This is a genomic window from Wolbachia endosymbiont (group A) of Philonthus cognatus (genome assembly GCF_947251755.1).
GTDB classification, from domain to species: Bacteria; Pseudomonadota; Alphaproteobacteria; order Rickettsiales; family Anaplasmataceae; genus Wolbachia; species Wolbachia pipientis.
Genome location: NZ_OX366388.1, coordinates 675,430 through 700,189, shown reverse-complemented (window position 1 = coordinate 700,189; position 24,760 = coordinate 675,430). Strand labels below are relative to the sequence as shown.

The 24,760-nt window shown below is 35.9% G+C and carries 24 protein-coding genes, 1 pseudogene and 1 riboswitch; of the genes and pseudogenes, 20 read left to right on the top strand and 5 right to left on the bottom strand.

Going from position 1 to position 24,760, the window contains the following annotated elements:
* Positions 1-102: 102 nt before the first annotated feature.
* From OPR21_RS03410 to tnpC, 7 genes and pseudogenes are all read left to right on the top strand, one after another.
* Positions 103-240, top strand: coding sequence for a hypothetical protein (locus tag OPR21_RS03410; RefSeq protein ID WP_265030216.1), 138 nt, complete (start codon positions 103-105; stop codon positions 238-240).
* The gene (locus tag OPR21_RS03405; RefSeq protein WP_265029893.1) at positions 225-1,181 is read left to right on the top strand and encodes an IS5 family transposase; all 957 of its coding nucleotides are present in this window, start codon (positions 225-227) and stop codon (positions 1,179-1,181) included. Before OPR21_RS03410 ends, OPR21_RS03405 begins: the two co-directional genes overlap by 16 nt.
* A gap of 119 nt (positions 1,182-1,300) precedes the next feature.
* Positions 1,301-1,450 (top strand): annotated as a pseudogene (locus tag OPR21_RS08750) (WPE palindromic element domain-containing protein); the annotation flags it as partial.
* Between the two features lie 80 nt (positions 1,451-1,530).
* On the top strand, positions 1,531-2,805 hold the full coding sequence (gene eno, locus OPR21_RS03395) for a phosphopyruvate hydratase (RefSeq protein WP_265030214.1): 1,275 nt from the start codon (positions 1,531-1,533) through the stop codon (positions 2,803-2,805).
* Positions 2,793-3,815 (top strand): Obg family GTPase CgtA, encoded by a 1,023-nt coding sequence (gene cgtA, locus OPR21_RS03390; protein WP_006280016.1) that lies wholly within the window; start codon positions 2,793-2,795, stop codon positions 3,813-3,815. The genes eno and cgtA overlap by 13 nt, the downstream gene beginning before the upstream one ends.
* Positions 3,816-4,207: 392 nt before the next feature.
* On the top strand, positions 4,208-5,602 hold the full coding sequence (gene fumC / locus OPR21_RS03385) for a class II fumarate hydratase (RefSeq protein WP_265030213.1): 1,395 nt from the start codon (positions 4,208-4,210) through the stop codon (positions 5,600-5,602).
* Between the two features lie 272 nt (positions 5,603-5,874).
* Positions 5,875-7,218 (top strand): IS66 family transposase, encoded by a 1,344-nt coding sequence (tnpC, locus tag OPR21_RS03380; RefSeq protein WP_265022247.1) that lies wholly within the window; start codon positions 5,875-5,877, stop codon positions 7,216-7,218.
* Positions 7,219-7,342: 124 nt separating this feature from the next.
* On the opposite strand, the gene grxD is transcribed toward tnpC, so the two are convergent.
* Together grxD and OPR21_RS03370 are read right to left on the bottom strand one after the other, a co-directional pair.
* Positions 7,343-7,666: a Grx4 family monothiol glutaredoxin gene (gene grxD, locus OPR21_RS03375; protein ID WP_006280013.1), complete on the bottom strand. Its 324-nt coding sequence runs from the start codon at positions 7,664-7,666 to the stop codon at positions 7,343-7,345.
* 15 nt (positions 7,667-7,681) lie between these two features.
* Positions 7,682-7,900, bottom strand: a complete 219-nt coding sequence (locus tag OPR21_RS03370) for a BolA/IbaG family iron-sulfur metabolism protein (protein ID WP_006280012.1) — start codon at positions 7,898-7,900, stop codon at positions 7,682-7,684.
* 129 nt (positions 7,901-8,029) lie between these two features.
* Between OPR21_RS03370 and OPR21_RS03365 the strand changes: the two genes are divergently transcribed.
* Complete coding sequence (locus OPR21_RS03365; protein ID WP_265030212.1) at positions 8,030-8,938, top strand: P44/Msp2 family outer membrane protein; 909 nt, start codon at positions 8,030-8,032, stop codon at positions 8,936-8,938.
* 14 nt (positions 8,939-8,952) lie between these two features.
* Here OPR21_RS03365 and OPR21_RS03360 read toward each other — a convergent pair whose 3' ends face one another.
* Positions 8,953-10,275, bottom strand: coding sequence for a malic enzyme-like NAD(P)-binding protein (locus OPR21_RS03360; protein ID WP_264723455.1), 1,323 nt, complete (start codon positions 10,273-10,275; stop codon positions 8,953-8,955).
* A 134-nt stretch (positions 10,276-10,409) separates the two neighbouring features.
* Between OPR21_RS03360 and pgsA the strand changes: the two genes are divergently transcribed.
* From pgsA to OPR21_RS03300, 12 genes are all read left to right on the top strand, one after another.
* Complete coding sequence (gene pgsA, locus OPR21_RS03355; RefSeq protein ID WP_265030211.1) at positions 10,410-10,952, top strand: CDP-diacylglycerol--glycerol-3-phosphate 3-phosphatidyltransferase; 543 nt, start codon at positions 10,410-10,412, stop codon at positions 10,950-10,952.
* Between the two features lie 111 nt (positions 10,953-11,063).
* Positions 11,064-12,005 carry a hypothetical protein gene (locus tag OPR21_RS03350; protein WP_265030210.1) on the top strand — a complete coding sequence of 314 codons (942 nt, stop codon included), beginning with the start codon at positions 11,064-11,066 and terminating at the stop codon, positions 12,003-12,005.
* 60 nt (positions 12,006-12,065) lie between these two features.
* Positions 12,066-12,773 carry an outer membrane protein assembly factor BamD gene (locus OPR21_RS03345; RefSeq protein ID WP_265030209.1) on the top strand — a complete coding sequence of 236 codons (708 nt, stop codon included), beginning with the start codon at positions 12,066-12,068 and terminating at the stop codon, positions 12,771-12,773.
* 59 nt (positions 12,774-12,832) lie between these two features.
* Positions 12,833-13,567 carry a YebC/PmpR family DNA-binding transcriptional regulator gene (locus tag OPR21_RS03340; RefSeq protein WP_265030208.1) on the top strand — a complete coding sequence of 245 codons (735 nt, stop codon included), beginning with the start codon at positions 12,833-12,835 and terminating at the stop codon, positions 13,565-13,567.
* 3 nt (positions 13,568-13,570) lie between these two features.
* The gene (locus OPR21_RS03335; RefSeq protein ID WP_006280004.1) at positions 13,571-14,467 is read left to right on the top strand and encodes a M23 family metallopeptidase; all 897 of its coding nucleotides are present in this window, start codon (positions 13,571-13,573) and stop codon (positions 14,465-14,467) included.
* 7 nt (positions 14,468-14,474) lie between these two features.
* A complete protein-coding gene (locus OPR21_RS03330) occupies positions 14,475-15,320 on the top strand; it encodes an SPFH domain-containing protein (RefSeq protein ID WP_077188091.1) in 846 nt (281 codons plus the stop codon).
* Between the two features lie 76 nt (positions 15,321-15,396).
* A riboswitch (TPP riboswitch) is annotated at positions 15,397-15,499 on the top strand.
* Positions 15,488-15,763 carry a SemiSWEET family sugar transporter gene (locus OPR21_RS03325; RefSeq protein WP_006280002.1) on the top strand — a complete coding sequence of 92 codons (276 nt, stop codon included), beginning with the start codon at positions 15,488-15,490 and terminating at the stop codon, positions 15,761-15,763. It overlaps the preceding riboswitch by 12 nt.
* A complete protein-coding gene (locus OPR21_RS03320) occupies positions 15,744-16,436 on the top strand; it encodes a thiamine diphosphokinase (protein WP_006280001.1) in 693 nt (230 codons plus the stop codon). Before OPR21_RS03325 ends, OPR21_RS03320 begins: the two co-directional genes overlap by 20 nt.
* Before the next feature lie 917 nt (positions 16,437-17,353).
* The gene (locus OPR21_RS03315) at positions 17,354-18,757 is read left to right on the top strand and encodes a malonyl-CoA decarboxylase (RefSeq protein WP_265030207.1); all 1,404 of its coding nucleotides are present in this window, start codon (positions 17,354-17,356) and stop codon (positions 18,755-18,757) included.
* 75 nt (positions 18,758-18,832) lie between these two features.
* Positions 18,833-20,629: a translation elongation factor 4 gene (gene lepA / locus OPR21_RS03310; RefSeq protein ID WP_265030206.1), complete on the top strand. Its 1,797-nt coding sequence runs from the start codon at positions 18,833-18,835 to the stop codon at positions 20,627-20,629.
* A 497-nt stretch (positions 20,630-21,126) separates the two neighbouring features.
* Positions 21,127-21,327, top strand: coding sequence for a hypothetical protein (locus tag OPR21_RS03305; protein WP_265030205.1), 201 nt, complete (start codon positions 21,127-21,129; stop codon positions 21,325-21,327).
* Positions 21,328-21,825: 498 nt separating this feature from the next.
* Complete coding sequence (locus OPR21_RS03300; protein ID WP_006279664.1) at positions 21,826-22,200, top strand: TrbC/VirB2 family protein; 375 nt, start codon at positions 21,826-21,828, stop codon at positions 22,198-22,200.
* On the opposite strand, the gene OPR21_RS03295 is transcribed toward OPR21_RS03300, so the two are convergent.
* Both OPR21_RS03295 and OPR21_RS03290 read right to left on the bottom strand, forming a co-directional pair.
* Positions 22,176-23,174 (bottom strand): pyruvate dehydrogenase complex E1 component subunit beta, encoded by a 999-nt coding sequence (locus OPR21_RS03295; RefSeq protein ID WP_265030204.1) that lies wholly within the window; start codon positions 23,172-23,174, stop codon positions 22,176-22,178. The genes OPR21_RS03300 and OPR21_RS03295 overlap by 25 nt on opposite strands.
* Positions 23,175-23,414: 240 nt before the next feature.
* Complete coding sequence (locus OPR21_RS03290; protein WP_265030203.1) at positions 23,415-24,512, bottom strand: ATP-binding protein; 1,098 nt, start codon at positions 24,510-24,512, stop codon at positions 23,415-23,417.
* Between the last annotated feature and the right edge of the window lie 248 nt (positions 24,513-24,760).

The following is a 24,760-nucleotide window of genomic DNA, read 5'->3' as shown; positions in this document are numbered from 1 at the left end:
AATAAATGCAAGTACTGGTGTCATGCAAACTGGAATCTAGTCAATTATATATATGGAAAATGAATTTAATTGAGAAAAAGAATCCGGACTGGGAGGATTTATATGATAAAATTGTGTAATAAGGCTGGATCCCAGTGGGCTTTGTTGCATCGCTCAAGTGAAAAGAACTGGCAGTTACTGACAAAATTCATTATAAATAGCGATTTAACTGTTGAAGAAAAAATATGCCACAAAAAATGAGGGTCAGTAACCATAGCGAATATAACAAATTTCTAGAAAAAAGAGGAAATATTTTTCATTATATCAACGAAGCCATAGAAAAGTGGTACGAGAATGGTCCAAAAATACCAGGTGGCAACAATATTTATAGCGATAAAGTTGTAATTTTGGTGCACATAATAACTTGTTTATTTAGAATAGGCCTGAGGCAAACAGTTGGGTTTATAGCAGGATACCTTGAGCAAATTGGGAAAAATTTGCAAGTTATCAGCTATTCACAATCATCAAGAAGGTTTAAGAAACTCAATATTAAGATCAATGATTGCAGAATTGATAAAAATAATATGGAAGATATCGAAATTGCTATAGACAGTACAGGAATTAGTATATACAACAACACTCCTGGTCATAGCAAAGAAAATAGCGAAGATAGAAAGTATCGCAGCTATGAACAGACAAGAAAATTGCATGTAATGTTGAATACAAACAGCAAAAAAGCCATAGCTGTAAAATACAGTAACGGTGTCTACTCTGATCACTATGGAGCTTGTGATTTGCTAAAAGAAGTCGATTTTCAGTATGTCATAAAAGTACTATATGCAGATAGGGCATATGACAGAGAAAAGCTCTATAAGCTGTGTAATCAATATGGTATAAAAACGAAAATTCCTCCGAAAAACAACGCAGCAGAGCATCCAAAGTTAGACTATATGGCTGAGAGAAATTCTGCAGTCAAGCTCATAAAGTCATATGATGAAGATGGTATAAAGAAGTGGAAAAAAGAGATGAGTTATGGAAAAAGATCTTATATAGAAGGTTTTTTCTCGCGATTAAAAAAGACATTTGGGTTTAGTTTTAGGAGCAAATCTGAAATTAATCGTGAGAAGGAACTGCTACTCAAGTGTTATTTGCTTAACAAATTTACTGAAATAGGCATGGCTAAGTTTGAGATAGCTTCATGAATTTATTGTACGTTACCTACTATCCGAAGAGCGATGCAACAAAGCCATCCCAGTGTCGAAGCACACAACTGTACGAACGTTGTGATATGGGGGTAACTTCCACTAAGAATGATGTCATCCCAGTGCCCAGACACTGGGATCCAGAAAACTTAATCGTAAATGAGCACACCAGGTGGCTGTATAGTAAAAGCTGGATTCCAGTGTCAGCTACTTGCATGACACCATCCGCTACTCAAATTACCTGTATATTGCAATGTTCATACACTGAAATGTTACAGCGCTGGGATAACATCTTCCGAGACAGAACGTTCCGTGCACACAATTGTGAATCTAGTAAAGGGTTAATGTAATGAATAAGATAATCAACAATGTATTTGCAAGAGAAATTTTAGATAGCAGGGGTTACCCTACTGTTGAGGTGGAAATTGAACTCTGTGATGGAGTAATAGGTAGAGCATCTGTACCTTCTGGAGCTTCAACTGGTAAATTAGAAGCCTTGGAACTCAGGGACCAAGATGAGAAAAGGTATTGTGGTAAGGGAGTGCTGAAAGCTGTTCAAGCTGTAAATGGGATAATAGCAGATGAAATCTTTGGAATGAATGCAGCGGACCAAAATGCAATTGATAAAGCATTAATTGAACTGGATGGAACAAAAAATAAATCTAAACTTGGAGCAAATGCAACTTTGGGTGTGTCTCTTGCGGTTGCAAAAGCAGCAGCAAACAGCTTCAATATGCCGCTCTACAGATATTTGGGAGGAGAGCAGATGAGTGTTATGCCGGTTCCACTCATTAACATAATTAATGGTGGAGTACATGCAGACAATAAGCTCGATTTCCAAGAATTCATGATTCTTCCGGTCGGGGCTGAGACTTTCAGTGAAGCAATCAGAATGTCTGCGGAGGTGTTCCACAACTTACGTAGCATTCTTAAGAAAAAAGGTTATAGCACAAACGTAGGAGATGAAGGTGGTTTTGCACCAAATATTGAAAGTACTGAAGAAGCACTTGACTTGATCATATACGCTATAGAATCAGCAGGTTATTCAGCGCAAAGTGATCTTGCACTAGGCCTTGATGTTGCTTCATCTACTTTTTATGAAGATGGAATTTACAAATTTGAACACAGAGATCTTACTTCAGAAGAGTTGACTGAATATTATTGTAATCTTGTGGAAAGATATCCAATAATTTCTATAGAAGATGCAATGAGTGAAGACGACTATGAAGGTTGGAAATTACTTACTGCAAAATTGGGGAGTAAAATTCAATTGGTTGGGGATGATTTGTTTGTTACAAATTGTGAACTGATATGCAAAGGAATAGAGGAAAAAATGGCAAATGCTGTACTGATCAAGCCAAATCAAATAGGGACGTTAACAGAAACTTTTGCTGCTATTGAAATGGCAAAATCAAATGGCTATAAAGCTGTTATTTCTCATCGCTCAGGTGAAACAGAAGACACAACAATATCCCACATAGCAGTTGCATCAAATTGCGGGCAAATAAAAACCGGGTCGCTATCGCGTTCTGATAGACTCGCGAAGTATAACGAGCTAATCAGAATAGAAAGCGCATTAGGAAAGGATGCTAAATATTATCGTGGGTTAGCATGGGTTTTATAGACGAAGTAAAATTGTGTTTAAAAGCTGGTGACGGTGGTGATGGCTGTGCAAGTTTTCGTCGAGAAAAGTTCGTTGAATTTGGTGGTCCAAATGGTGGTAATGGAGGAAAGGGTGGAAACATAGTTTTCATCAGCGACGCTAATCTCAACACTTTGCTTCATTTTCGTTATAGAAGACACATTAAAGCAGATAGTGGAAAAAATGGTGCAGGCAGGGATAGATCTGGCACAGCAGGGAAAGACGTTATACTTAAAGTTCCAGTCGGTGCACAAATAATTGATGAAGAAAGTGAAGAGATAATAGTAGACCTTGACAAGCCTGGTATGGAATTTCAAGTAGCACAGGGTGGAAAAGGTGGACTTGGAAATACTAATTTTAAATCTTCTACTAATAAGGCACCAAGACATTTTACTTACGGTCAGCCTGGCGAAGAAAAACATGTATTATTAAAACTAAAAGTTTTATCAGATGTTGGAATTATTGGCATGCCAAACGCAGGTAAATCAAAATTTTTGACTCGCTGCTCAAATTCCGATACAAAAGTAGGCGATTATCCATTTACCACCGTAAGACCTCATTTAGGCATGGTAAAAGTGGATGATAGCGAAGTTGTAATAGCAGATATTCCTGGAATAATTACTGATGCTCACCTTGGAGTTGGGCTCGGGCATAAATTTTTAAAGCACATAGAAAGGTGTCAAATTTTACTTCATTTAATCGATGTAACTCACGATGACGTTGTTTCGGCTTATAGTTGTATCCATAATGAATTGGAACTTTACAATAGTGATCTTGTTGAAAAAGAAGAGATTGTAGTATTAAACAAATGCGACTTATTGAGGGAAGCAGAAATTCTGGAAAAGAAGAATCACCTAGCTAATTATCTCAATAAAGAAGTGCTGTGCTTATCAATTAATGGTGATTTACAGCCTATTTTAAGATTATTAAGTGAAAAATTGAAAAAGAGTAATTCTAAGGAAATCGATGTATATGATCCTTTTAAAGCGTAAATTTTCTATTTATGGATGTACAAGAATGGTAGCGTGCAACCAGAACTAAGCGTACAGCTGTGCAAACATCGTGATTTGAGTCCACCAGAAGGGTGTCATCCCAGTGCCCAGACACTGGGATCCAGGAATTTTATTAAGTTGGTAAGCATAAAAGTAGCCGTTTTATGTTAAAATACAACGTTTTGATGATTATGAAAAGGCTGGATTCCAGACTGGAATGACACCATCATAAAGTGAATCAGTGTCAGCTACTTGCATCTACCATGCAAGTTACCTGAAAATTGCAATGTTCGTACACTTGACTACTTGGATCTAGTATGATTTAATTAACCAAGAAGTAGGCATGAAAAAATTATGTAGTGAACCAGTTTGCATAACACCAGGAGGAAAATATGGATAGAAAGACGAGAATAGAATCAGACAGCTTAGGGGAAGTAAAAGTACCAAGTGAACATTACTGGGGAGCGCAGACTCAGCGTTCTTTAGAAAATTTTAAGATTGGCACAGAAAAAATGCCAGAGCCTCTGATTAAAGCATTAGCAATAGTAAAACTTGCAGCAGCGCGTGTTAATATGAAACATGGTGTTATAGATGATAGGGTAGGGGACGCAATTTGCACAGCCGCGAGGGAAGTAATAGATGGCAAATTTAATAATGAATTTCCGCTTGTTGTTTGGCAAACCGGATCCGGAACGCAGACTAATATGAATATGAATGAAGTGATCAGCAATCGTGCAATAGAGATTTTAGGTGGTAATTTGGGTAGTAAATCTCCAATACATCCAAATGATCATGTGAATTATGGTCAGTCGTCAAATGACACCTTTCCAACAGCAATGCATATAGCAGCAGCAGACCAGATAAACCGCTTGCTTATTCCAAATCTTGAAAAATTGCATAAGGTGCTGGATAATAAGGTTCAGGAATTTAAAGATATAATAAAAGTAGGACGTACTCATCTGCAAGATGCAACGCCCCTAACACTAGGACAGGAGTTCTCTGGCTATGCAGTCCAGATTAAAAAGGGGATAGAGAGAGTAAAATCAACTTTAAGTGATATATATGAGCTTGCACAAGGTGGCACTGCAGTTGGCACGGGACTCAATACTAAAAAGGGTTTTGCTGAAGATTTTTCAAGCCAAGTTGCAGAAATTACTAACCTTCCATTTACTTCAGCAGGCAATAAATTTGAAGCGCTAGCAGCAAATGATGCTTTAGTTGAGCTCAGTGGAACACTCAATACAGTAGCAGTCAGTTTAATGAAAATTGCAAATGATATAAGGTTGCTTGGTTCTGGTCCAAGATGCGGAATTGGGGAAATAATGTTACCGGAAAATGAGCCTGGTTCTTCAATTATGCCAGGTAAAGTGAATCCAACTCAGTGTGAAGCGGTGACTATGGTATGCACTCAAGTTATGGGAAATCATGTTGCTGTAACCATTAGTGGTTCAAACGGTCATTTTGAATTGAATGTGTTTAAGCCAGTGATAATTTACAATGTTTTGCAGTCTATAAGACTTTTAGCTGACGCAAGTTTAAATTTTACAGAAAAATGTGTAATTGGTATTAAAGCAAATGAAGAGAGGATAAAAGATTTACTGAATCAGTCGTTGATGTTGGTCACTATATTAAATACGCATATAGGGTACGACAATGCAGCAAAAATAGCGAAGCTTGCTTATAAAGAAAATATCACTCTAAAAGAAGCAGCAGCAAAACTTCAACTGCTCACTGAGGAAGAGTTTGAAAGGATAGTGAAACCAGAAGAAATGGTAAATTATTTGTAACCGCTCACACTTAATTCTTCAATCTCACTAATAGAAAGGCCAGTAAACTTGACAATAGTGTTAACATCAACATTATTATCTTGCTTTGTCTACCTTATTTTGCGTAACCGTTCACGCAATGGCGTCAACTTAAGAGCCTTCATTAGCAGACTCTCCTAAAGACATGATGGCGTTTAGGCTTATCAACTTTGTCCATTCACGGTATAAGAAAGTAGTTTACAAAAATTGCATAATTAGTATAAAAAACAATAAACTAGATAGATGAGGGGTTGATGATAGAGGTGCTACAAGAAAAGATTGTGGTATTGGAGTCAGAAGTTGGTACTCTGAAAGCAGAGAATGATAAGTTAAGGACAAAAATAATTGAGCTAGAGGATAAGCTGGGTTTAAATTCAAAAAATTCATCGCTGCCACCATCGCAAGATGTATATCGCAAAAAGACAAAAAAGAAGAGCGATAAAAAACCAGGCGGGCAGCCAGGACATGAAGCGCACAAGCGGGAATTGATGGTAGCAGATGAGGTGGTAAAATGTTCAATTGATACAATTTGCATGTGTGGAAGCCAAGTTATTTTAGAAGAAGAAACTGTGCATCAAAAGGTTGAATTGCCAAAAATTAAACCGATAGTGACTGAATATAGGCTACAAAAAGGCTACTGTAAGGCGTGTAAGAAAAGGATCTCAGCTAGTCTGCCTGAAGGTGTGACAAGGGATCTTTTAGGAGCTAATGCAAAAGCAGTAATTAGCAGTTTTAGTGGATTTTTTATCAATTCAAAAAGGGAAGTACAGCAAATTTTGAGCAGCATATTTAATCTGAATATAAGCCTAGGTTTGGTATCAAAGACCGAGGGTAGAGTATCAGAAAAATGTATATCTGAATACGAAAAAATAAGAGAAGAGCTACGGAAAAGCAAGTATTTACATATAGATGAAACAAGCCATAGGAACCAGGGAAAGAAAGGTTGGAGTTGGGTAGTAACGAATAAAACAGCAACACTTATGAAGTTAGTTGGATCTCGCGGAAAGAAGATATTAAAAGGGCTATTGCCAGAGTATGATGGAATAGTTATAAGCGATAGGTATGCTGCGTATAATTACTTTAATCGTGAAAACAGACAGATATGCTGGGCCCATTTAGCAAGGGACTTTGAAAGGTTTTTTTACAGTAAAAATGTTGAAGTGAGCAGAATTGGCGCAGCATTAAAATCGCTGAGCAACAGGGTATTTGTGGTAGATAGAGCACGTAAACAAAACCTGATAGACAATTTAAGATTTTTCCGGTTAATGAGGAAGATTCGAAAAAGGGTGAAACATTTTTTGCGAGAGATAACAAGGGTTGCAAAAGGAACTCAGGCCTCGAGAATGGCTGCCAATATACTACGTTCTGAAGATATGATGTGGAGATTCGTGCGCAATCCTGATCTGATCGAGACAACCAATAACCTTGCAGAACGTCAGGCTAGACGGTACGTCATTTATCGTAAAAATAGTTTTTTCACTTGGTCAGAACGTGGAGAAAAGTTCATTGAAAGAATGCTTTCGATATTTTTGACTGCACGTTTGAATGATCAGAATCCTGTCCAGAAACTACAGAATTTAGTCGCTATTCCTGCCTAATTGGGAATATTCCGTGAACGGTTACTATTTTGCCGCTCCCCTGAACGGATACGGTTTAAGACATAAGATCCTTTTTCATAGCTATACTACGTTATCCAGCGTCTGGGCACTGGTTTCTTGGTACTTATTCCGCAATAATTTTTTTTTCCTTCAATAAACTTTGCAGTTCGCCTTTTTCGTACATCTCGCGAGTGATGTCGCAACCACCAATAAACTCTTCCTTTATATATAATTGTGGAATTGTTGGCCAATCAGAAAACTTTTTTATAGATTCACGTATTTCATCATTCTCCAACACGTTAATATACTTAAACTTCACGTTCAATTTTTTTAGGATTGACACGACGAGTCCAGAGAATCCGCATTGAGGAAAATCAGAAGTGCCTTTCATATACAATACCACATCATTTTCTGTTATATCTTTTTTTATTTGTTCAAAATTGCTCATAAATTCACCTTATTTTTAAGTATTAGTTTCCAGTTGCAAGGCGTGTATAGACTGACCTTCCAGAGCTTTATATACCATTTTATGCTGTTCTATTTTTGTCTTTCCAAGAAAACACTTGGAGTTTATTTTTAAATGATAATGGTCATCATCTCCAGCAAGATCATGAATCTTTATATCAGCGTCGGGGAACGATTGTTTGATGATCCTCTCTAATTCGTGAATTGCAATAGTCATTGATTTGCTTTAAATTACAATACTTTCATTATAAATCTAAAACGATTGAGCGCAATAAAAAGTTGCTATCATAAAAAATAGAAGCATACTATAATAATGGAATGACAAGTTATGCAGGGAGGCTTTGTGGTGGGCGAAAGATTTAAATTCACATATCTATTGGTTTTGCTAACTTTTTCATTTAGGTGCTTATCTTACGATGATAAAATAAATAACTTAGAGAATGTTTACATCAAAGCTAACTATTTTGGAGCATTCTTCAATGCAATAGGTTCTCTAGAAGGAAAAGAAGATGCAGGTGACAATATAACAGAGGGGGTTTTTAGTTTTAATAAGAAGGAGCGAATTGAAGCTGGGTACAGTCCTAAATATGTTCCAGGGTTTGCCGGTAGTGCTGCAATAGGGTATTTATTCAAAAATATGAGAGTTGAGTTTGAAGGCTTATATTCTCAGACTAACTTATATGATGAAGATTATTCAGATAAGAAAAAAGCAAGATATATTGAACTTCGTCGTCACAATGATGCGTCTACTGGAGCGGAATGCAATTCACCTTGGAGAAGTGGAAAGGTTGATATTCACATTCAAGAAAATTGTAGTGTTGAAGCAGAGTTCAGAGCTGCATTTAAGATGAAAAATGAAGGTTTTAATAACTTAGCTGGAATGGTCAATGTATATCGTGATTTTAATATAGCAAAAATGCCATTCACCCCATATGTTGGTATTGGTGCAGGTGTAACTAGGGTTAAATTTCTAGGAAAAACCAGATATGCCTTGGCTTACCAAGCAAAACTTGGTATCAATCACCAACTTACAGCACAAACTCAAGCATTTGCTGGTTTACGCTATTTTGGTATCCTTGATAACCAATTTAAAGATATTGTACCAGGAATAAAGATACTAGCTGGTGAAGGATATATTCCTGCCGGTGGAGGAAGTAAAGTTGATGAAACTGCACGTGTTGAATCAACAACTGCAACCATTACCAATAGGTTTGGCTTATATGGCTTAGAGTTTGGATTGGTTTATCACTTTTAACTTTATCCAATAAATTACATATGTGAAGATAGTAAATTCAGCGTGCTGAGAACATTAGAAAGACGAGATTTTAATTGATTTTCATATTTACTCCAATCTTGTATTGCCTTTCTTGCAACACCTGAATCAACTGCGGCTTTTGCAACAGCAGGAGCTACTATAGAAATTAATCTTGGGTCAAATGGAGTAGGTATTATATATTCACGTCCATAGCCCATTTTACGACCGCCATAGACTGCAGATATCTCACCTGGTACTGGCTCACGGGCAAGCTTTGCTATTGCATCTGCAGCTGCAATTTTCATTTCATCATTTATTGTTGTTGCACGCACATCAAGTGCTCCTCTAAATATATAAGGAAACCCCATGACATTATTAACTTGGTTATTGTAATCTGATCTACCAGTTGCGATTATTGCATCTGGCCTCACAGATTTTGCAAACTCAGGCCTTACTTCTGGATCAGGGTTGGCGAGAGCGAAAATAATCGGGTCTTTGCCCATACTCTTTAACATCTCTTCATTTAACACATCTTTTGCAGATAGTCCGATGAATACATCAGCGCCTTTTATTGTATCAAGTAGAGAACGTTCGGAAGTATCAATTGCATACTTTTCCTTCCACTCATTCATGTCTTCGTTTCTACCTTTGTATATTACTCCTTGCTTATCACACAGCACTATATTTTTAGCACCCATGGACTTTAGTATTTCTAAACATGCAACACCGGCTGCTCCAGCACCATTCATAATGATCTTAACGTCCTCTAATTTCTTTCCGACAATATCAAGAGCATTTTCTATGCCAGCTGCAACAACCACCGCAGTTCCATGCTGGTCATCATGGAACACTGGAATATCCATCAGTTCATTCAGGCGTTTCTCTATTATAAAACAATCAGGAGATCTTATATCTTCTAAATTTATTCCTCCCCAACTTGGCCCAAGATACCTTACTGCATTGATAAAATCTTCTATATTTTCTGTATCAACTTCTATATCAACTGCATCAATATCAGCAAAACGCTTAAATAAAACAGCTTTGCCTTCCATGACCGGTTTTGAAGCAAGAGGACCGATATTACCAAGTCCAAGCACTGCAGTGCCATTTGAAATGACAGCAACACAGTTGCTTTTTGCCGTATAATCATAAACAACCTCAGGATTTTTAGCTATTTCAAGACACGGAGCTGCAACGCCAGGGGAATAAGCAAGTGACAAATCATACTGGGTAGATAAAGGTTTTGTTGGCATAATTGAAATTTTACCAGGGTTACCACCTCTACTGTGATACTTAAGTGCTTCTTGTTTTGTGGTACTATCTAAATCATCGTTCATCATTACATCCTTATATTTTAAGCTTGTATTTTTTAAGTATATGGAGTTTTTATAAATGTTCAATTGTAAACTATTAGCTTGTGAACTCTGTTGTACTTCTGTATAAGTTTACCTACTACGTAAAATGGTATTACATGCTTAAGAAGAACTTGCCTAATTTGCTTACGATTTCTCGTGCACTTGCAATACCAGCAATAATATTAAGTTTTTATATAGAAAATAAATATGCAGGCCTGATAACAATATCAATCTTTATATTTGCATGCATTACGGATTTTTTTGATGGTTACCTGGCGCGTGCGTGGAAAGTCCAATCAAAGTTTGGCAAGCTATTTGATCCAATTGCTGATAAATTAATAGTGGTTTCAACGATAATTATGCTAATTTATAAGCAAAAGATAAATGATTTTACAATAGTACCGTCGATTATTATCATCTGTCGGGAGATATTAGTTTCGGGTTTACGGGAGTTTCTGATAGCTACAAATGTTAGTCTACCTGTAAGCAAAGCTGGAAAAATTAAAACATTTCTACAGATGGTTGCTGTAGTAGCGCTAATAATGAACGATTATTATATGATTCAATATACAGGTGCGATTTGTTTATGGGTTGCAGCTATTATAACTGTGTGGTCAGGCTATAATTATATCCTAGCTGGCATCAAACAGATTGGTTAAATCTCCTAGGAAATAGTTAATAGACAAGAGTAGTTAATATCTTAGTGATATTGACTCAGAAAGCAAAAAGGTGTATAATTGTATTAACTTACAACTAATTAGGTTAATATTATGAAAATACCTAGTGGCAAATTTTCTTCTACTAAAAAGGTTCCAGGAAAGAATAAGAAAAAAAGAGATTTTGAACCATTAGAAGAGTTTTTTTGGGATTTTTGGCCAACAGTTGATAAAGAAGTCAAAAGAGAAAGGCTAGAACAAGAACTATTAGCACTAAAAAAAAGAGAGCTATATAGAAAATGTGCATCATTGGCAACAATGGTCCCATTTACATTGCTGATGGCGATTGAACTGGAAAAAACATATAGCGATCAGGTATTACTTGGCGTGATAAGTGGCGCGCTAAGCCACACTATATTACCTTTTACAGTCTTATCTCTTATTTGTACGCTATATTTAATTTACAATAATAGGAAGATAGCACAAAAAGAACGAGAGTTGGAGATTATTGAAAATGGAGAGGAAGTAAAGGAAAAAGAGCACAATATTTCTGATATAGGTCAGTGTTTGATCTATATTGAGGCTATAACAACTGCACTGGTTATTGTAGGTATGATAATGGGTGAAACATCTTCACTTGAAGCAGCAGAGGATGCAATTTTATTTCTTGCCAATGCAATTGCTTTTCTTGCAACTATTGTTTCTTATATTGATAAGCATGAAAAAAATAAGAAAAAGGAAACAGAAAAGTCTGATCTTGATGAGAAATCTAGCAAGAAAATTAGCAATATATCTGTAGCCGGATTGGCGCTTGCTGGTTCTTCTGTATTTTTAATAAGAAGGATAATGTTAATAGCATTAGCATCGTCCTTAAATCCTGCTGTTGGACCTACTTTAGGCTTGATAGGTATTGCAATTTTTATGGCTGTACAGGTCTTAACTATACATTCCTACAGTAAGACGCTGAAAGATCCAAAAGTGGAAGGACGAGGTGAATCAAGAAATGCAGGTAGTTCTGACCGTAGTTATAAAGAAGAAGGACCGGCTATTGCCTAAGAAATTTATTTATTTAAGTAATATTTAGGTCTATACTTTATTTTGATCGAAAAAAATCTTATGTATAAGACTTTAATCACGTGCTTTATTTTCCTAATTTGCTCCTTTACACAATCGTATGCGGATGATCTTGAAAAAACTGAAACTGAACTATATGAAGAAGCAGTTGAACTTTTTGACCAGAAAAAATATAAACAAGCTATTAGGGCATTTCATAAGATAGAGGATTTGTATCCTTTTTCTTATTGGGCAATGAAAGCAAAATTATTATCTGGGGTCTCTCACTATAATATGGGTAACTATAGCAGTGCTGCAAGTGATATGGCTGATTATATATATGTTTATTCAAATGGTGAAGATTTACCATATGTATACTACTTAAGAGTATTATCTTATTACATGCAAATTAATAAAGTGCAACTTGGACAGCAAACTGCATATAAAACTTTAGAGCTGGCTACAGAGTACATTAATCTCTTTCCAGGCAGCGAATATGTAGACGAGATAAAGGAAAGAGCAAAATTAATCACAGAACATATATCAACAAAAGAGTATTCTATCGGTAAATTTTACCTGAGGCGTGGTGAATATTTAGCAGCAATTAAGCGTTTCCAGAATATGGCAAGCTATAAGGATTCTAAATATTTTTCTAAATCTATTAACTATTTAATAGCAGCCCATTCAGCTATTGGCCTTGACTTAGAAGCTGAGCAGTATGAAAGTATGTTATTAGCAGAAAACCTGCAAGATGCCAAGCCAGAGGCTTGAAAATTTGCTTTAGCTTTTTCTATGCTTTGATATATAATTAGGTTTTTAACTATTTGAATATGGCTGGTCATTCACAATTTTCAAATATAAAACATCGGAAAGGCGCTCAGGATGCAAAGCGCTCTCAAAAATTTACGAAGATGATTAGAGAAATAGCAGTTGCTGCAAAGCAAGGGCTACCCGAACTCAACCCGCGCCTTCGCTCTGCTATATTTGCTGCACGCAAGGAAAATCTACCAAAAGATAAAATAGAAACAGCAATAAAAAATGCAACTGGTAACGTTGCTGGAGAAAATTACGAAGAAATACAATATGAAGGTCATGGGCCTTCTGGCACTGCACTCATTGTCCATGCCTTGACTAATAACCGCAACCGAACTGCTTCTGAGGTACGTTATATCTTTTCTCGTAAAGGTGGAAATTTAGGAGAAACAGGAAGTGTTAGTTACCTTTTCGATCATGTAGGCTTAATCGTCTATAAAGCAGAGGGTATGAATTTTGACGATTTATTCAGTCATGGAATCGAATTAGAAGTATTGAATGTTGAGGAAAATGACAAAGAAGGATTACACGTTATAACTTGTGAAATAAAAGATTTTGGTAAAGTACGCGATGCCTTTTATGCAAAATTCGGAGAACCAGAACTTGCTCGTCTTTCATGGCAGCCAAAAGATCTGATTGAAATTAGCGATAAAGAGTTGATTGATAAATTATCTGCATTGGTTGAAGAACTAGAAGATAACGACGATGTACAGTATGTGGAAGGTAATTTTACTTTTGTTGATGCTGTTTAAATGATGAAGCTGTTTATATTTATACTGTTTTATATTTTACCAATATTTAATATACACGCCCTTAAGACTCCAGATAACAGTAAAGAGACTTTTTTAATATCCAGTACCATAAAATCTTCCTTTTTTGCCACGGGAATTGAGCAAGGGTTGGCGCCAAATACAGTGGTGAAATTGATCAACATATATAAAGATTTCGGTGTTGATTTTAAAAAAGACATTGTGCCGAAGAGTAAATTGGAAGTTCTTTTTGAGAGATTGCCTAATAATCAGAAGACTGAAGAAAAAATTTTATATGCTTCACTGACAATAAACAAGAAAGCTATTAGTTTATATCATTATAAATCGCAAGACGGCAAAGAAAGGTATTTTAATAAAGAAGGAATAAGCTTAAAAAATGGCGAAATTTTTGCAAATCCTTTAAATGGAGATTATCGCATATCCTCAAAATTTGGCAATAGAAAGCATCCTGTTCGCGGTAAAATTGCTTTTCACAAAGGAGTGGATTATGCAGCTAAACTTGGCACTCCCATATACGCTGCTGCAGAGGGTGTGATAGAATATATAGGAAAGAATGGTGGCTATGGAAATTACATCAAAATAAAACACAAAAATGAATATTCAACCTGTTACGCGCATATAAGTAGATTTAGTGGCGATATAAAGTTAGGCTCTAAAGTAAAGCAGGGGCAGATCATCGCTTATGTTGGTAGCACTGGTGTTGCAACAGGACCTCATTTACATTACGAAGTTATATATAACGGCAAACACATCGATCCGCTTACGATAGCGCATAAAACTGAAGTAAAATTGCCTGATCATGAATTAAGAGAGTTTAAACTATTTGTAAATAAGATAAATAAAACGATCAACAGAGAGGGTTCAAGTGAAAAAGAAGTTTAAAGACAATATGGATAAGAATACGATAAACGATAGAAATTTAAGTCAACTCCGGTTTTTTCCTGTACTAATAGCGCTAGGATTAATTTTATCGCTGCTTTTTTTGGCATATGACAGCACAATTGCACTTGGAGTTGCTGCCGTTTCAATTTTGACTTTTCTTCAAGGATTTTTTATTAATGACCCTAATGAAGCAAGAGTGATAGAATTTTTTGGTCATTATATTGGAACTTATTTTAAGTCTGGAATATGTGTAACGCTTCCCTTTTCAAGCAAATATATAGTTTCCCTAAAATTTCAGAATATTAACACAGAAAAAATAAAAGTTAATGATGCAAATGGAAGTCCAATAGAGATTTCTGCAGTAATTGTTTGGAGAGTGAGCAGTCCTGCAAAGGCGTATTATAATGTTAACAACTATCACGAATTTGTTTTTGTACAAAGTGACTCGGTAATTAGAGAATTGGCGAGCAATTATCCGTATGATAGCGAAAGCGATGAGGAATCTTTACGTAAAAATTCTGATAAAATTTCAGATGAATTGCGGTCAATGTTACAACAAAGATTAGATATTGCAGGAATTGAGATTACAGAAGCAAGAATATCGCATTTGGCGTATTCGTCCGAGATTGCACAAGCAATGTTAAGGCGTCAACAAGCACATGCTATCACTTCGGCAAGAAGGCATATAGTGCAAAATGCAATAGGAATTGTCGAGGAAGTAATAGCTCATTTTGAAAAAAACAAAAGCTTACAATTAGATGGCAAGCAAAAGGTTCAATTGATAAATAATTTGTTGGTTGCCCTAATCTCTGAGCAAGATGCACAACCGACGATTAGTTTAGATAATAATTAGCATAGAAGCCGATTGGGTTTCATAAATGCAAGTCACTATTAATTTCTTGATTAATAGACTAAATGATGTTATAAATTACACGCATTAGGGGTGCTCTAGAAAAGCTGAGAGTACATAAAGTACAACCCTTTGAACCTGATATTGTTAAAGCAAGCGTAGGAAAATGTATGTATATAAATATTGAAGAATGCTTCGGCTTCATTGCGTTAATTGCATCTCTAATTGGATTATCACCTCAAGTATATAAAGCATATATCACTAAAGTTACTCGTGATGTATCGATGTTAATGTTAGTAAACTATCTTATTTGTTCATTGTCTTGGATTGGCTATGGTCTTTACCAGAGCTCAATTTTTGTGGTGCTTAGCAATATTGCTGGATTAGTGATTAGCATAATATCAATTATTCAAAAATGTTACTACGATGCAAAACCTGCACCATGATCATGTGCTGCACTGCAGTACACAACAACAATATCGTTCTATTGTAGTGCTAAATGGAAAAATACCGAGCTCATCGTTTTTTAAACGAGATATACCTATTATTGCTGTAGATGGAGGAGCAAACAAGCTTCTATCAATTGGCGTAAAACCTGATCTTGTAGTAGGAGATTTGGATAGCGTAAATCTGGATTTACGTGCTAATTTGAATACGATATATCTACCTGATCAAGATTATTGCGACTTTTCTAAAGCAATGGCTCACTTAAAAACAGTAAAGTTATTGCCATCAATAGTAACGGGTATTACTGGAGGAGCAATTGATCACATACTACAGAATATTAACATTTTTCTAAGTACGGGCAGTATCTTTTACACACCTTCACCTCCCATGGTAGGTTACACTTTACGAAAAGGTATTACCCATTTTTTTTCTTTGCCAAAAAATACTAAAATATCTTTACTTGGTATACCGAGAGCTCAAATATCAACCAAAGGATTAAAATGGGAACTGCATCTTAGCAACCTTGCCTTTCCAGGAAAGAATTCTTGCTTTAATCGAAGCCTGAGCAATGAGGCATATATAGAAGTACACAGTGGTATATGTTTGGTGATGGTTTATTTAGAAGCAGTAGATGATGCTGCAAGACATCATGTGCGTCAAGTTAAGAAGTAAATAGACTTCTTGCATAACCCAAACTAAGTAGAAAAAAGGTATCATCCAAGTAGCTGACACTGGTTCCTTTATGACGTGTCATTCCAGTGTTAAACACTGGAATGACAGCAGTCCTACGTCATACCGCCGCGAACCGTCATACCGCGATTCATTCGCGGTATCTCGGCAATAGATCCCGCTAACACGTAGCGGGATGACGGTTGTCGTTTAGCCATAAATGTTTAAGAAATTTACCAAATAAAAAAAAAGGCAAAAGAAGCCCTAGTCATTGTCTATTTTCAGTATTGGCGTTTTTTAAGTCTTAAACACTGCAATTTAGCTGCTTTTAAAAGCAACTAACCTTAGTTTAAATGTTTAAGGAATTTACTAAGCAGAAAAAAAAGGCAAAGAAAACCCGTGGTAGCTAGTTATTACACTCTCTATTTTAAAATTTGACGTTGGGTGATGTCTTGAACGCTTTATAAGCGCGTTTCAGCTTATGTAGGTAAAAACCTAGAAATTTGATAAAGACATAAGGTGCACATAGTGCAAAAAATTAAACAATAGTACGCCAAATACAACTTTTCTTGTCATTTTAATCTGCTGCAGAGATTGCGAAGTTAAATAAAATAGCTTCACTTCCATGATAAGAGGGCTGGCGGAGTTTGTCAAGCAAGTTTTTTTGTTTCTACTGAATGACAGTTGTGGCTTGGGAGGTAGTGCAAGAAGTCTATTGTATTACTGAATTATTAATAATCTAGTAATAGTGCCTGCTATGTAGCTAAAATTTTCCTTTAACTTAAGCTATATGTAGCTAAAATAACTTGGGTTTACCGACGATTTGACAAACGATAAATTCGTCATCCCGCTGCTTGTTAGCGGGATACCGCGGCGGTATGACCCTGACTTGCATTAGCCATGTATAATAAAGGGAATCTATGACAAAAGAATCATTGGTAAAAACTGATATAGTGAAAGTTGAAGACAAAAAAGCGGTAAGAAGCTTTTTTAAAATACTAGGTGGAGTGGCAGATGCTGTAAGATCGTGGATTGGTAACATCAGTCCTGATTTAAGCAACAGTCGCGATATCGATAGTTTAGTCTTGAAGATGAACGAGTGCTTAAATCCAAAGGGAGGGGAGGTTTCAGCACGTAAAAACGCTGTATCTCTTGGTAACTTGTACTTAAGCTTATCAGAGAAAGGTAAAATAAAATTTCTACAAACCCTGGCAGAAAAATTTAATCCGAATAAAGCGGAAATAGATGAGAAAATTAGAGAGTATAAGAAAAACCAAGATCCCGAGTTAAACTATAAATTTGAACAGGATTTAATAAAAATTCTTGAATCACCACGTTCTAAAATATTGAAGCAATTTATTTCTTTACCAGAAGGCCTTAAGTTTATTGTTGATATGCGTTCTGATGTGCTTAAGCTAAAGAACCAATATAGAAGCTTGAATCCACTAGAGAGCGAATTAAAAAATATACTCTATACTTGGGTTGATGTTGATCTACTCGATCTTCGTCAAATCACTTGGGATTCACCTGCATCATTGCTAGAAAAACTTATAAAATATGAAGCTGTGCATAAAATTTCCTCTTGGGGCGACCTAAAAAACAGACTAGATTCTGATCGTCTCTGTTTTGCTTTTTTTCATTACAAGATACCAAACGAACCTCTAATTTTTGTAGAGGTTGCATTGGTGGATAAGATTGCAGATAGCATTCAACACCTTTTAGATGAGTCAGTACCTTCAAATGATCCGAGTAATGCAAGCACTGCTATATTCTATTCAATATCAAACACTCAAGCAGGGTTATCTGGAATCAGCCTTGGTAATTTTTTGATCAAAAGGGTTGTAGAAAAGCTATCACAGGAGTTTAAAAGTATAAAAACATATGCAACTCTTTCTCCAATACCTGGCTTTACGAAATGGCTAAAAAACAATCTAAACCAAGATGTCACTTTATTGGGCAAACTAAATATAAAACAATCTAGTGCAGAAATTTTAGAAAGTGCAGAGCAATTAAAAACTAATGTTGAATGTACAAATGAAACTAAACAATGCATGCTTAAACTATGTGCATATTATTTACTAAAAGTTAAGAACAATAGTGGCGATGCTTATGACCCGGTGGCGCATTTTCATTTAAGCAATGGTGCATCGATAAAACAATTAAACTGGATGGCGGATACTTCTGAAAAGGGTATTAGTCAGTCAGCCGGGATGATGGTAAATTATCTATATGAGTTGCCTAAAATAGATAATAATCATGAAAACTATATGGTTAATAAAGTGATTTCCTGCTCGAAAAAAGTGTCGTCTATGTTGAAGGAGTAAATAGTCTCTTAATAAAGGATTGCCCTCACAACACTTAAAATGTAAAATGGTTCTACTTAAGTAAAATAGCCATAAATGAACAACATAAGAAATTTTGCAATAATAGCGCATATAGACCACGGTAAGTCAACGCTTGCTGACCGTTTAATAGAGGAATGTAACGGCCTTGAAGCAAGAGAAATGACCAATCAAATACTCGATTCAATGGATATAGAACGCGAACGTGGGATTACAATTAAGGCACAGACGGTAAAACTCAATTATACGGCAAACGACGGTAATCAATATTGCCTAAATCTCATGGACACCCCAGGTCACGTTGACTTTTCTTACGAGGTAAGTCGAAGCTTAGCCGCATGTGAAGGTTCACTTTTAGTGGTAGATAGTAGCCAGGGCGTTGAAGCACAAACCCTTGCAAATGTATATAAAGCTATTGACAACAACCATGAAATAATAGTTGTGCTCAATAAAGTTGATCTTCCTGCTGCAGATCCAGAAGGGGTAAAACTCCAGGTTGAGGAAATAATCGGTATTGATGCAAGTGAGTCAGTTTTAATATCAGCAAAAACTGGACTTGGAATAAAAGATGTACTGGAAGCAATAGTAGCAAAACTTCCAGCTCCTCAAGGTGATGTAAATGCTCCATTGCAAGCAATTTTGGTTGATAGTTGGTATGACACTTACTTAGGAGTAGTAATTTTAGTGCGAGTTAAAAATGGAGTGCTAAAAAAAGGCATGAGAATTGTTATGATGTCTAATAATGCTACATATCAAGTGGACAATATTGGTATTTTCACCCCTAAAAAAGTTATGACGAGTGAGCTTTCAGCGGGTGAAGTTGGTTTTATAACTGCTTCAATGAAGGAAGTAGCAGACTGCAAGGTAGGGGACACTATCACTGAGGAAAAGAGACCTTGTAGTGAAGCACTTCCTGGATTTAAAGAAGTGCATCCTGTGGTGTTTTGTAGCATTTTTCCTCATAAAACGGATGATTTTAAATATCTAAGAGAAGCTCTAGAAAAGTTACATTTAAATGATGCAAGTTTTACCTTCGAAGCTGAAACTTCAAATGCACTAGGCTATGGATTTCGTTGTGGTTTTTTGGGAATGTTGCATCTTGAAGTTATTCAAGAAAGGCTCGAGAGAGAATTTGATTTAGACCTAACAGCAACTGCACCGAGTGTTATATATAGGGTTACAACACGAAGTGGTGAAGTTTTAAATATTCATAACCCAAGTGATATGCCAGATCCAACGAAAATTGAAATTGTGGAAGAACCATGGATTACCGCAACCATAATGGTCCCTGACCAATACTTGGGAGAGATTCTATCTCTATGTGAAGAAAGGAGGGGAGAACAGGAGGATTTATCTTACATTGGTAACACAACAACAGCATTGTTAAGATATAAATTACCACTGTCTGAAGTTGTTTTTGACTTTTATGATCGATTAAAATCAATTTCCAAAGGATATGCAAGTTTGGATTGGGAAATTTCCAGCTATCTGGTAAGCCAAATAGATAAATTAAGCTTTTTAATTAATGGAGAGCCCGTAGATGCACTGGCTTGTATCGTTCACAAAAGTAGGGCAGAAAAAAGGGGGCGTGAAATATGTGCACGCTTGAAGGATTTAATACCACGTCAGCAATATAAAATCGCGATTCAAGCGGCAGTGGGCGGAAAAATTATTGCCAGAGAAACGATTAACCCATACAGAAAAGATGTAACAGCTAAACTCTATGGTGGAGATGTAACGCGAAGAATGAAACTACTTGAAAAGCAAAAGAAAGGTAAAAAAAGGTTACATTCTATAGGGAACGTAAATATTCCACAGAATGCTTTTATTCAAGCCTTGAAGATAAGTGATTGATCTTAAAAGACTTCTTGTATAGTTTTTGGCAACAACCGTTAGAAACGAAAAAACTTACTTGACAAACTCTGCCAGCCCCCTTATCATGAAAGTGAAGCTATTTATTTATCTTCTCTGTACAGATTAAATGACAAAAAAACTCACGTATCTGGCGTCTCATGTTTAATTTTTTGCACTATGTGCACCTTATGTCTTTATCAAACTTCTACCTACATAAGCTGAAACGCGCTTATAAAGCGTTTAAAACATAAAAAAACGCCAACTTAAAAAATGGATAGTGAATAACTAGCTACCCTAGGGTTTCTTTTGCCTTTTTTTCTGTTTAGTAAATTTCTTAATGTTTCTAATTTAGATTAGTTGCGGTTTAAAAGCAACTGAATCGCGGTTATTAAGCATTTAGAATAAAAAAACGCCATACTTGAAAGTATAATGTAAGTAATTAGCCAACCACGGGGCTTCTTTTGCCTTTTTTTTATTTGGTAAATTTCTTAATGTTTATGGCTAAACGACAACCGTCATCCCGCTACTTGTTAGCGGCTGAGATACCGCGGCGGTATGACGTAGGACTGCTGTCATCCCAGTGCTTGACACTGGGATGGCTTTGTTGCATCGCTACTTATGAAAGGCTAACTATAGTTAGGATTATAAGCAACCTATTGAAAATCTTGTTTTTTTGCAATCAATCTGATCAAATTTAAGAATAGTAATTTGTTATTTATATTAATAAATTTAATTCTATTGAAAATAGCTAAAGCATTGAAATTCTTGAATTTTAGCCAGATTAGTGAGTGGTAGTGAAATTTCTTTTACTCAAATTTAGGTATTCACTGACCGTTCTTGTTATAAATACCAGAATAATAAGCTACTGATATTCCCTATCTTTTTTATCTTTAATCCATCATAGCTAGCGATGCAACAAAGCCCACTGGGATCCAGTTGAGCTATTTCAACAAAAATACTGCATTTGAGATGAACGTTTATTCTTACCAGACTTATTTATAAATATAACAATTAAAGTCTGGATTTCAGCGTCAAGCACTGGAATAATATCGTTTACTATGTCTATATTACAATATTTGTGCAGTTGTGTGTCAACTACTTTTGTGGCACTGTTTGTTATTCAATCTTTATGCTAGTTTTACTAAAAATTATAGTATTTTAGGTATAATTGCAATATCTAAATTTAAGGTATAGAGATGAACCCTAGGAAAGTTTTTAATATTCTTTTTATAGTATTATTTATTTCTTTTTCTCATGTTGGGAGTGCTGCCGCTGACACTAATACTGATACAACTGCTCAAGTAATATGTAACATTATTGGCTACGTTTGGGGAATAGGCGGACCGCTTATGACCGTAGTGATAATAGGTGCAGCTTTGCTTGCGATATTTGGTAGAATGCCATGGCCAGCTCTTTTTGCACTCGGTATATTTTGTGCTGTATTTTTCGGTGCTAAAACTATCGTCATAAAAGTAATGGGTGGTATAGGCGGCACTGGAAATACTTCTTTGATGGACCAATGCGGAACAGGAGACACAAAAAAGAACTATTTTTTTCTAAAACAGACCTGATGCACGGCTTCAACTATATCTTCCACTTGCGGTAATGCTTTTTTTTCTAGATTTGCAGCGTAAGGTAAGGGGATGTCCTTGCCAGTTACACGTACAACTGGAGCATCAAGGTAGTCAAATCCTTGTTCCATAACAACGGCTGACAGCTCTGCTCCTATTCCTGCAAATGGCCATCCTTCTTCTACACTAACTAACCTATTAGTCTTCTGAATAGAGTTAATAACAGTTTGAGTGTCAAGTGGTCTTAAGGTTCTGAGGTCAATAACTTCAGCTTCTATACCTTCACTCGAAAGTAAATCTGCTGCATTTAAGGCATCCATTAATTTTAATGAAAAAGCAGTGATAGTTACATCCTTTCCTTCCCGTATAACAGCAGCTTTGCCTATCTCAAGTAGATAATCTTTGTTTGATAGCTCAGAGTCAGAAACTTCATGCTCATGTCCATAAGCTATTTCGTTTTCTAGAAATATTACCGGATTAGGGTCACGAATTGCAGCTTTAAGCAGACCTCTGCAATCGGAGGCAAAATAGGGTGCTATTACTTTTAACCCCGGTATATGCGAATACCAAGCTGCAAAGCATTGAGAATGTTGTGCAGCAACTCTTGCTGCAGCGCCATTTGGTCCACGAAATACTATAGGGCATCCAAGTTGTCCGCCTGACATATAATTTGTTTTTGCTGCGGAATTCACAATTTGGTCAATAGCTTGCATAGAAAAATTAAAAGTCATAAACTCAACTATTGGCTTTAATCCAGCAAATGCCGCTCCAACAGCAAGGCCAGCAAATCCATGTTCGGTAATAGGCGTATCAACTACTCTGTTTTCTCCAAACTCTTTCAGTAATCCTTTCGTTACTTTATAAGCACCATCATACTCTGCAACTTCTTCACCCATGATAAGCACATCAGAGTCGTTTTGCATTTCTTCTTTAATTGCTGTGCATAAAGCTTCTCTTACACTTAAGGTTGCCATTTATAAACTTTTATAGACTTTAACTAAAGTAACTATATCAGAATTACTGGGGGTAAGTAAAGTGTACAAATTAAGTTTTACAAACATCATGACCAACTCATTCCAAAAAAAAATCTTCTCACGCTTGCTGTTTTTTGTTGCTGGAAATGGCTGGATTATTTAAGCTTTTAGTAATGTATGTTGTTAAATTAATAGCAATTTATTTGGAAATAACAGAAAAATTTATGATAGTTTTATACTCTAAATAGAATAAGATACTTCTGTCTGTGTCTTCACGTTTGAAACTAACCTTATTCTATCTCTTTCTTGTTCTGGACTTAACCTGTGAAGCGCGTAACTGAAATCTTCCTCACTCACTATAAGCCGTCTTTGCGCACCAGCGCTAATTTTTGCTTCATTCACTAATTGCTCTAATTCAGCCCCAGAATAGCCTTCAGTCTTGTCTGCAATGTCTTGGAGGTTTAGCTTTTCATCAGTTTTTGTACCTCGCATATAAAGTTCCAATATCCTTTGTCTCACCTCTATGTTTGGATTAGGGACATAAACCTTCTGACCTAAACGTCCAGGTCTAATAAGTGCTGGATCTATACCACCGATAAGGTTAGTTGCACCAATTACTATTATATCTTTTCTGCTCTTAAATCCATCTATTTCAGTTAACAACTGTGTTAAACTCTCTCGACAATGGTAAGCTGAGTTATTAGCGGTACTTCTTTTTTGAGCAACTGCATCTATTTCATCTATAAAGACTATACAAGGAGAATATTTTTTTGCTATTTTAAAAAGCTCGCGTACAGCATGTGCACCATGACCAATATATACTCCAATAAGTTCAGGACCTGAGATGCTTATGAAATTCATATTTGATTCACCTGCAATTGCACGAGCGATAAGTGTTTTACCATTTCCAGGAGGGCCATGTAATATGTAACCTCTTAGTGAATTAATACTTTTATTTCCAAACAGCTTGCGCATTTCTTCTGTCATTTGGTCACAGCAAATCATCTGCAACCGTTGTTTTAAGGAGTCATCAATTATAGCATCAGCAAATGTTATTCTTTTATCATCTGAATCAGCTAATTCTATCGATATAGGCAGCTCTACTTCCTTTAGTTTGCTGAATATTTGATCATATATAAACCAAGCAATAAAAAAGAAAACGACAAGTAACACAAAAGGCATAGCTTCACTAACATAATGTGCAGCTAACTCATACCCTTTACTGAGCAACGTTGTATGCATATAGGCAAACAAAAAAGCGATAGAGATAATAGTTGCCACGCATAGTAAACAGATTGAAATTCTTTTTAGTAATTCTGAAATTTCAATTTTTTTCATCTTAATACCTTATACCAATTTTAAACTAAGAATAATTTTATCTAGCCTACCTATTTTAGCTTGATTAGAGCGTTCCGAAAAATTATCAAGTACGTACTTTAACTTATTAAATACTAAAAACAATATATCCCCATATTGTCACATACATCTTTAAAGTTTACCAAATTCATTTTCAAAAAACAAGATTTTATTATTAACCCGAATTCTGGATTAGATTTTAGGTAAATTATTGAAAGTCTTGAATTTTA

Coding starts and splice junctions, on each gene's coding strand:
- OPR21_RS03410 (WP_265030216.1), top strand. CDS start 103: ATGATAAAATTGTGTAATAAGGCTGGATCCCAGTGGGCTTTGTTGCAT.
- OPR21_RS03405 (WP_265029893.1), top strand. CDS start 225: ATGCCACAAAAAATGAGGGTCAGTAACCATAGCGAATATAACAAATTT.
- eno (WP_265030214.1), top strand. CDS start 1,531: ATGAATAAGATAATCAACAATGTATTTGCAAGAGAAATTTTAGATAGC.
- cgtA (WP_006280016.1), top strand. CDS start 2,793: ATGGGTTTTATAGACGAAGTAAAATTGTGTTTAAAAGCTGGTGACGGT.
- fumC (WP_265030213.1), top strand. CDS start 4,208: ATGGATAGAAAGACGAGAATAGAATCAGACAGCTTAGGGGAAGTAAAA.
- tnpC (WP_265022247.1), top strand. CDS start 5,875: ATGATAGAGGTGCTACAAGAAAAGATTGTGGTATTGGAGTCAGAAGTT.
- grxD (WP_006280013.1), bottom strand. CDS start 7,666: ATGAGCAATTTTGAACAAATAAAAAAAGATATAACAGAAAATGATGTG.
- OPR21_RS03370 (WP_006280012.1), bottom strand. CDS start 7,900: ATGACTATTGCAATTCACGAATTAGAGAGGATCATCAAACAATCGTTC.
- OPR21_RS03360 (WP_264723455.1), bottom strand. CDS start 10,275: ATGAACGATGATTTAGATAGTACCACAAAACAAGAAGCACTTAAGTAT.
- pgsA (WP_265030211.1), top strand. CDS start 10,410: ATGCTTAAGAAGAACTTGCCTAATTTGCTTACGATTTCTCGTGCACTT.
- OPR21_RS03350 (WP_265030210.1), top strand. CDS start 11,064: ATGAAAATACCTAGTGGCAAATTTTCTTCTACTAAAAAGGTTCCAGGA.
- OPR21_RS03345 (WP_265030209.1), top strand. CDS start 12,066: ATGTATAAGACTTTAATCACGTGCTTTATTTTCCTAATTTGCTCCTTT.
- OPR21_RS03340 (WP_265030208.1), top strand. CDS start 12,833: ATGGCTGGTCATTCACAATTTTCAAATATAAAACATCGGAAAGGCGCT.
- OPR21_RS03335 (WP_006280004.1), top strand. CDS start 13,571: ATGAAGCTGTTTATATTTATACTGTTTTATATTTTACCAATATTTAAT.
- OPR21_RS03330 (WP_077188091.1), top strand. CDS start 14,475: ATGGATAAGAATACGATAAACGATAGAAATTTAAGTCAACTCCGGTTT.
- OPR21_RS03325 (WP_006280002.1), top strand. CDS start 15,488: ATGTATATAAATATTGAAGAATGCTTCGGCTTCATTGCGTTAATTGCA.
- OPR21_RS03320 (WP_006280001.1), top strand. CDS start 15,744: ATGCAAAACCTGCACCATGATCATGTGCTGCACTGCAGTACACAACAA.
- OPR21_RS03315 (WP_265030207.1), top strand. CDS start 17,354: ATGACAAAAGAATCATTGGTAAAAACTGATATAGTGAAAGTTGAAGAC.
- lepA (WP_265030206.1), top strand. CDS start 18,833: ATGAACAACATAAGAAATTTTGCAATAATAGCGCATATAGACCACGGT.
- OPR21_RS03305 (WP_265030205.1), top strand. CDS start 21,127: ATGGCTAAACGACAACCGTCATCCCGCTACTTGTTAGCGGCTGAGATA.
- OPR21_RS03300 (WP_006279664.1), top strand. CDS start 21,826: ATGAACCCTAGGAAAGTTTTTAATATTCTTTTTATAGTATTATTTATT.
- OPR21_RS03295 (WP_265030204.1), bottom strand. CDS start 23,174: ATGGCAACCTTAAGTGTAAGAGAAGCTTTATGCACAGCAATTAAAGAA.
- OPR21_RS03290 (WP_265030203.1), bottom strand. CDS start 24,512: ATGAAAAAAATTGAAATTTCAGAATTACTAAAAAGAATTTCAATCTGT.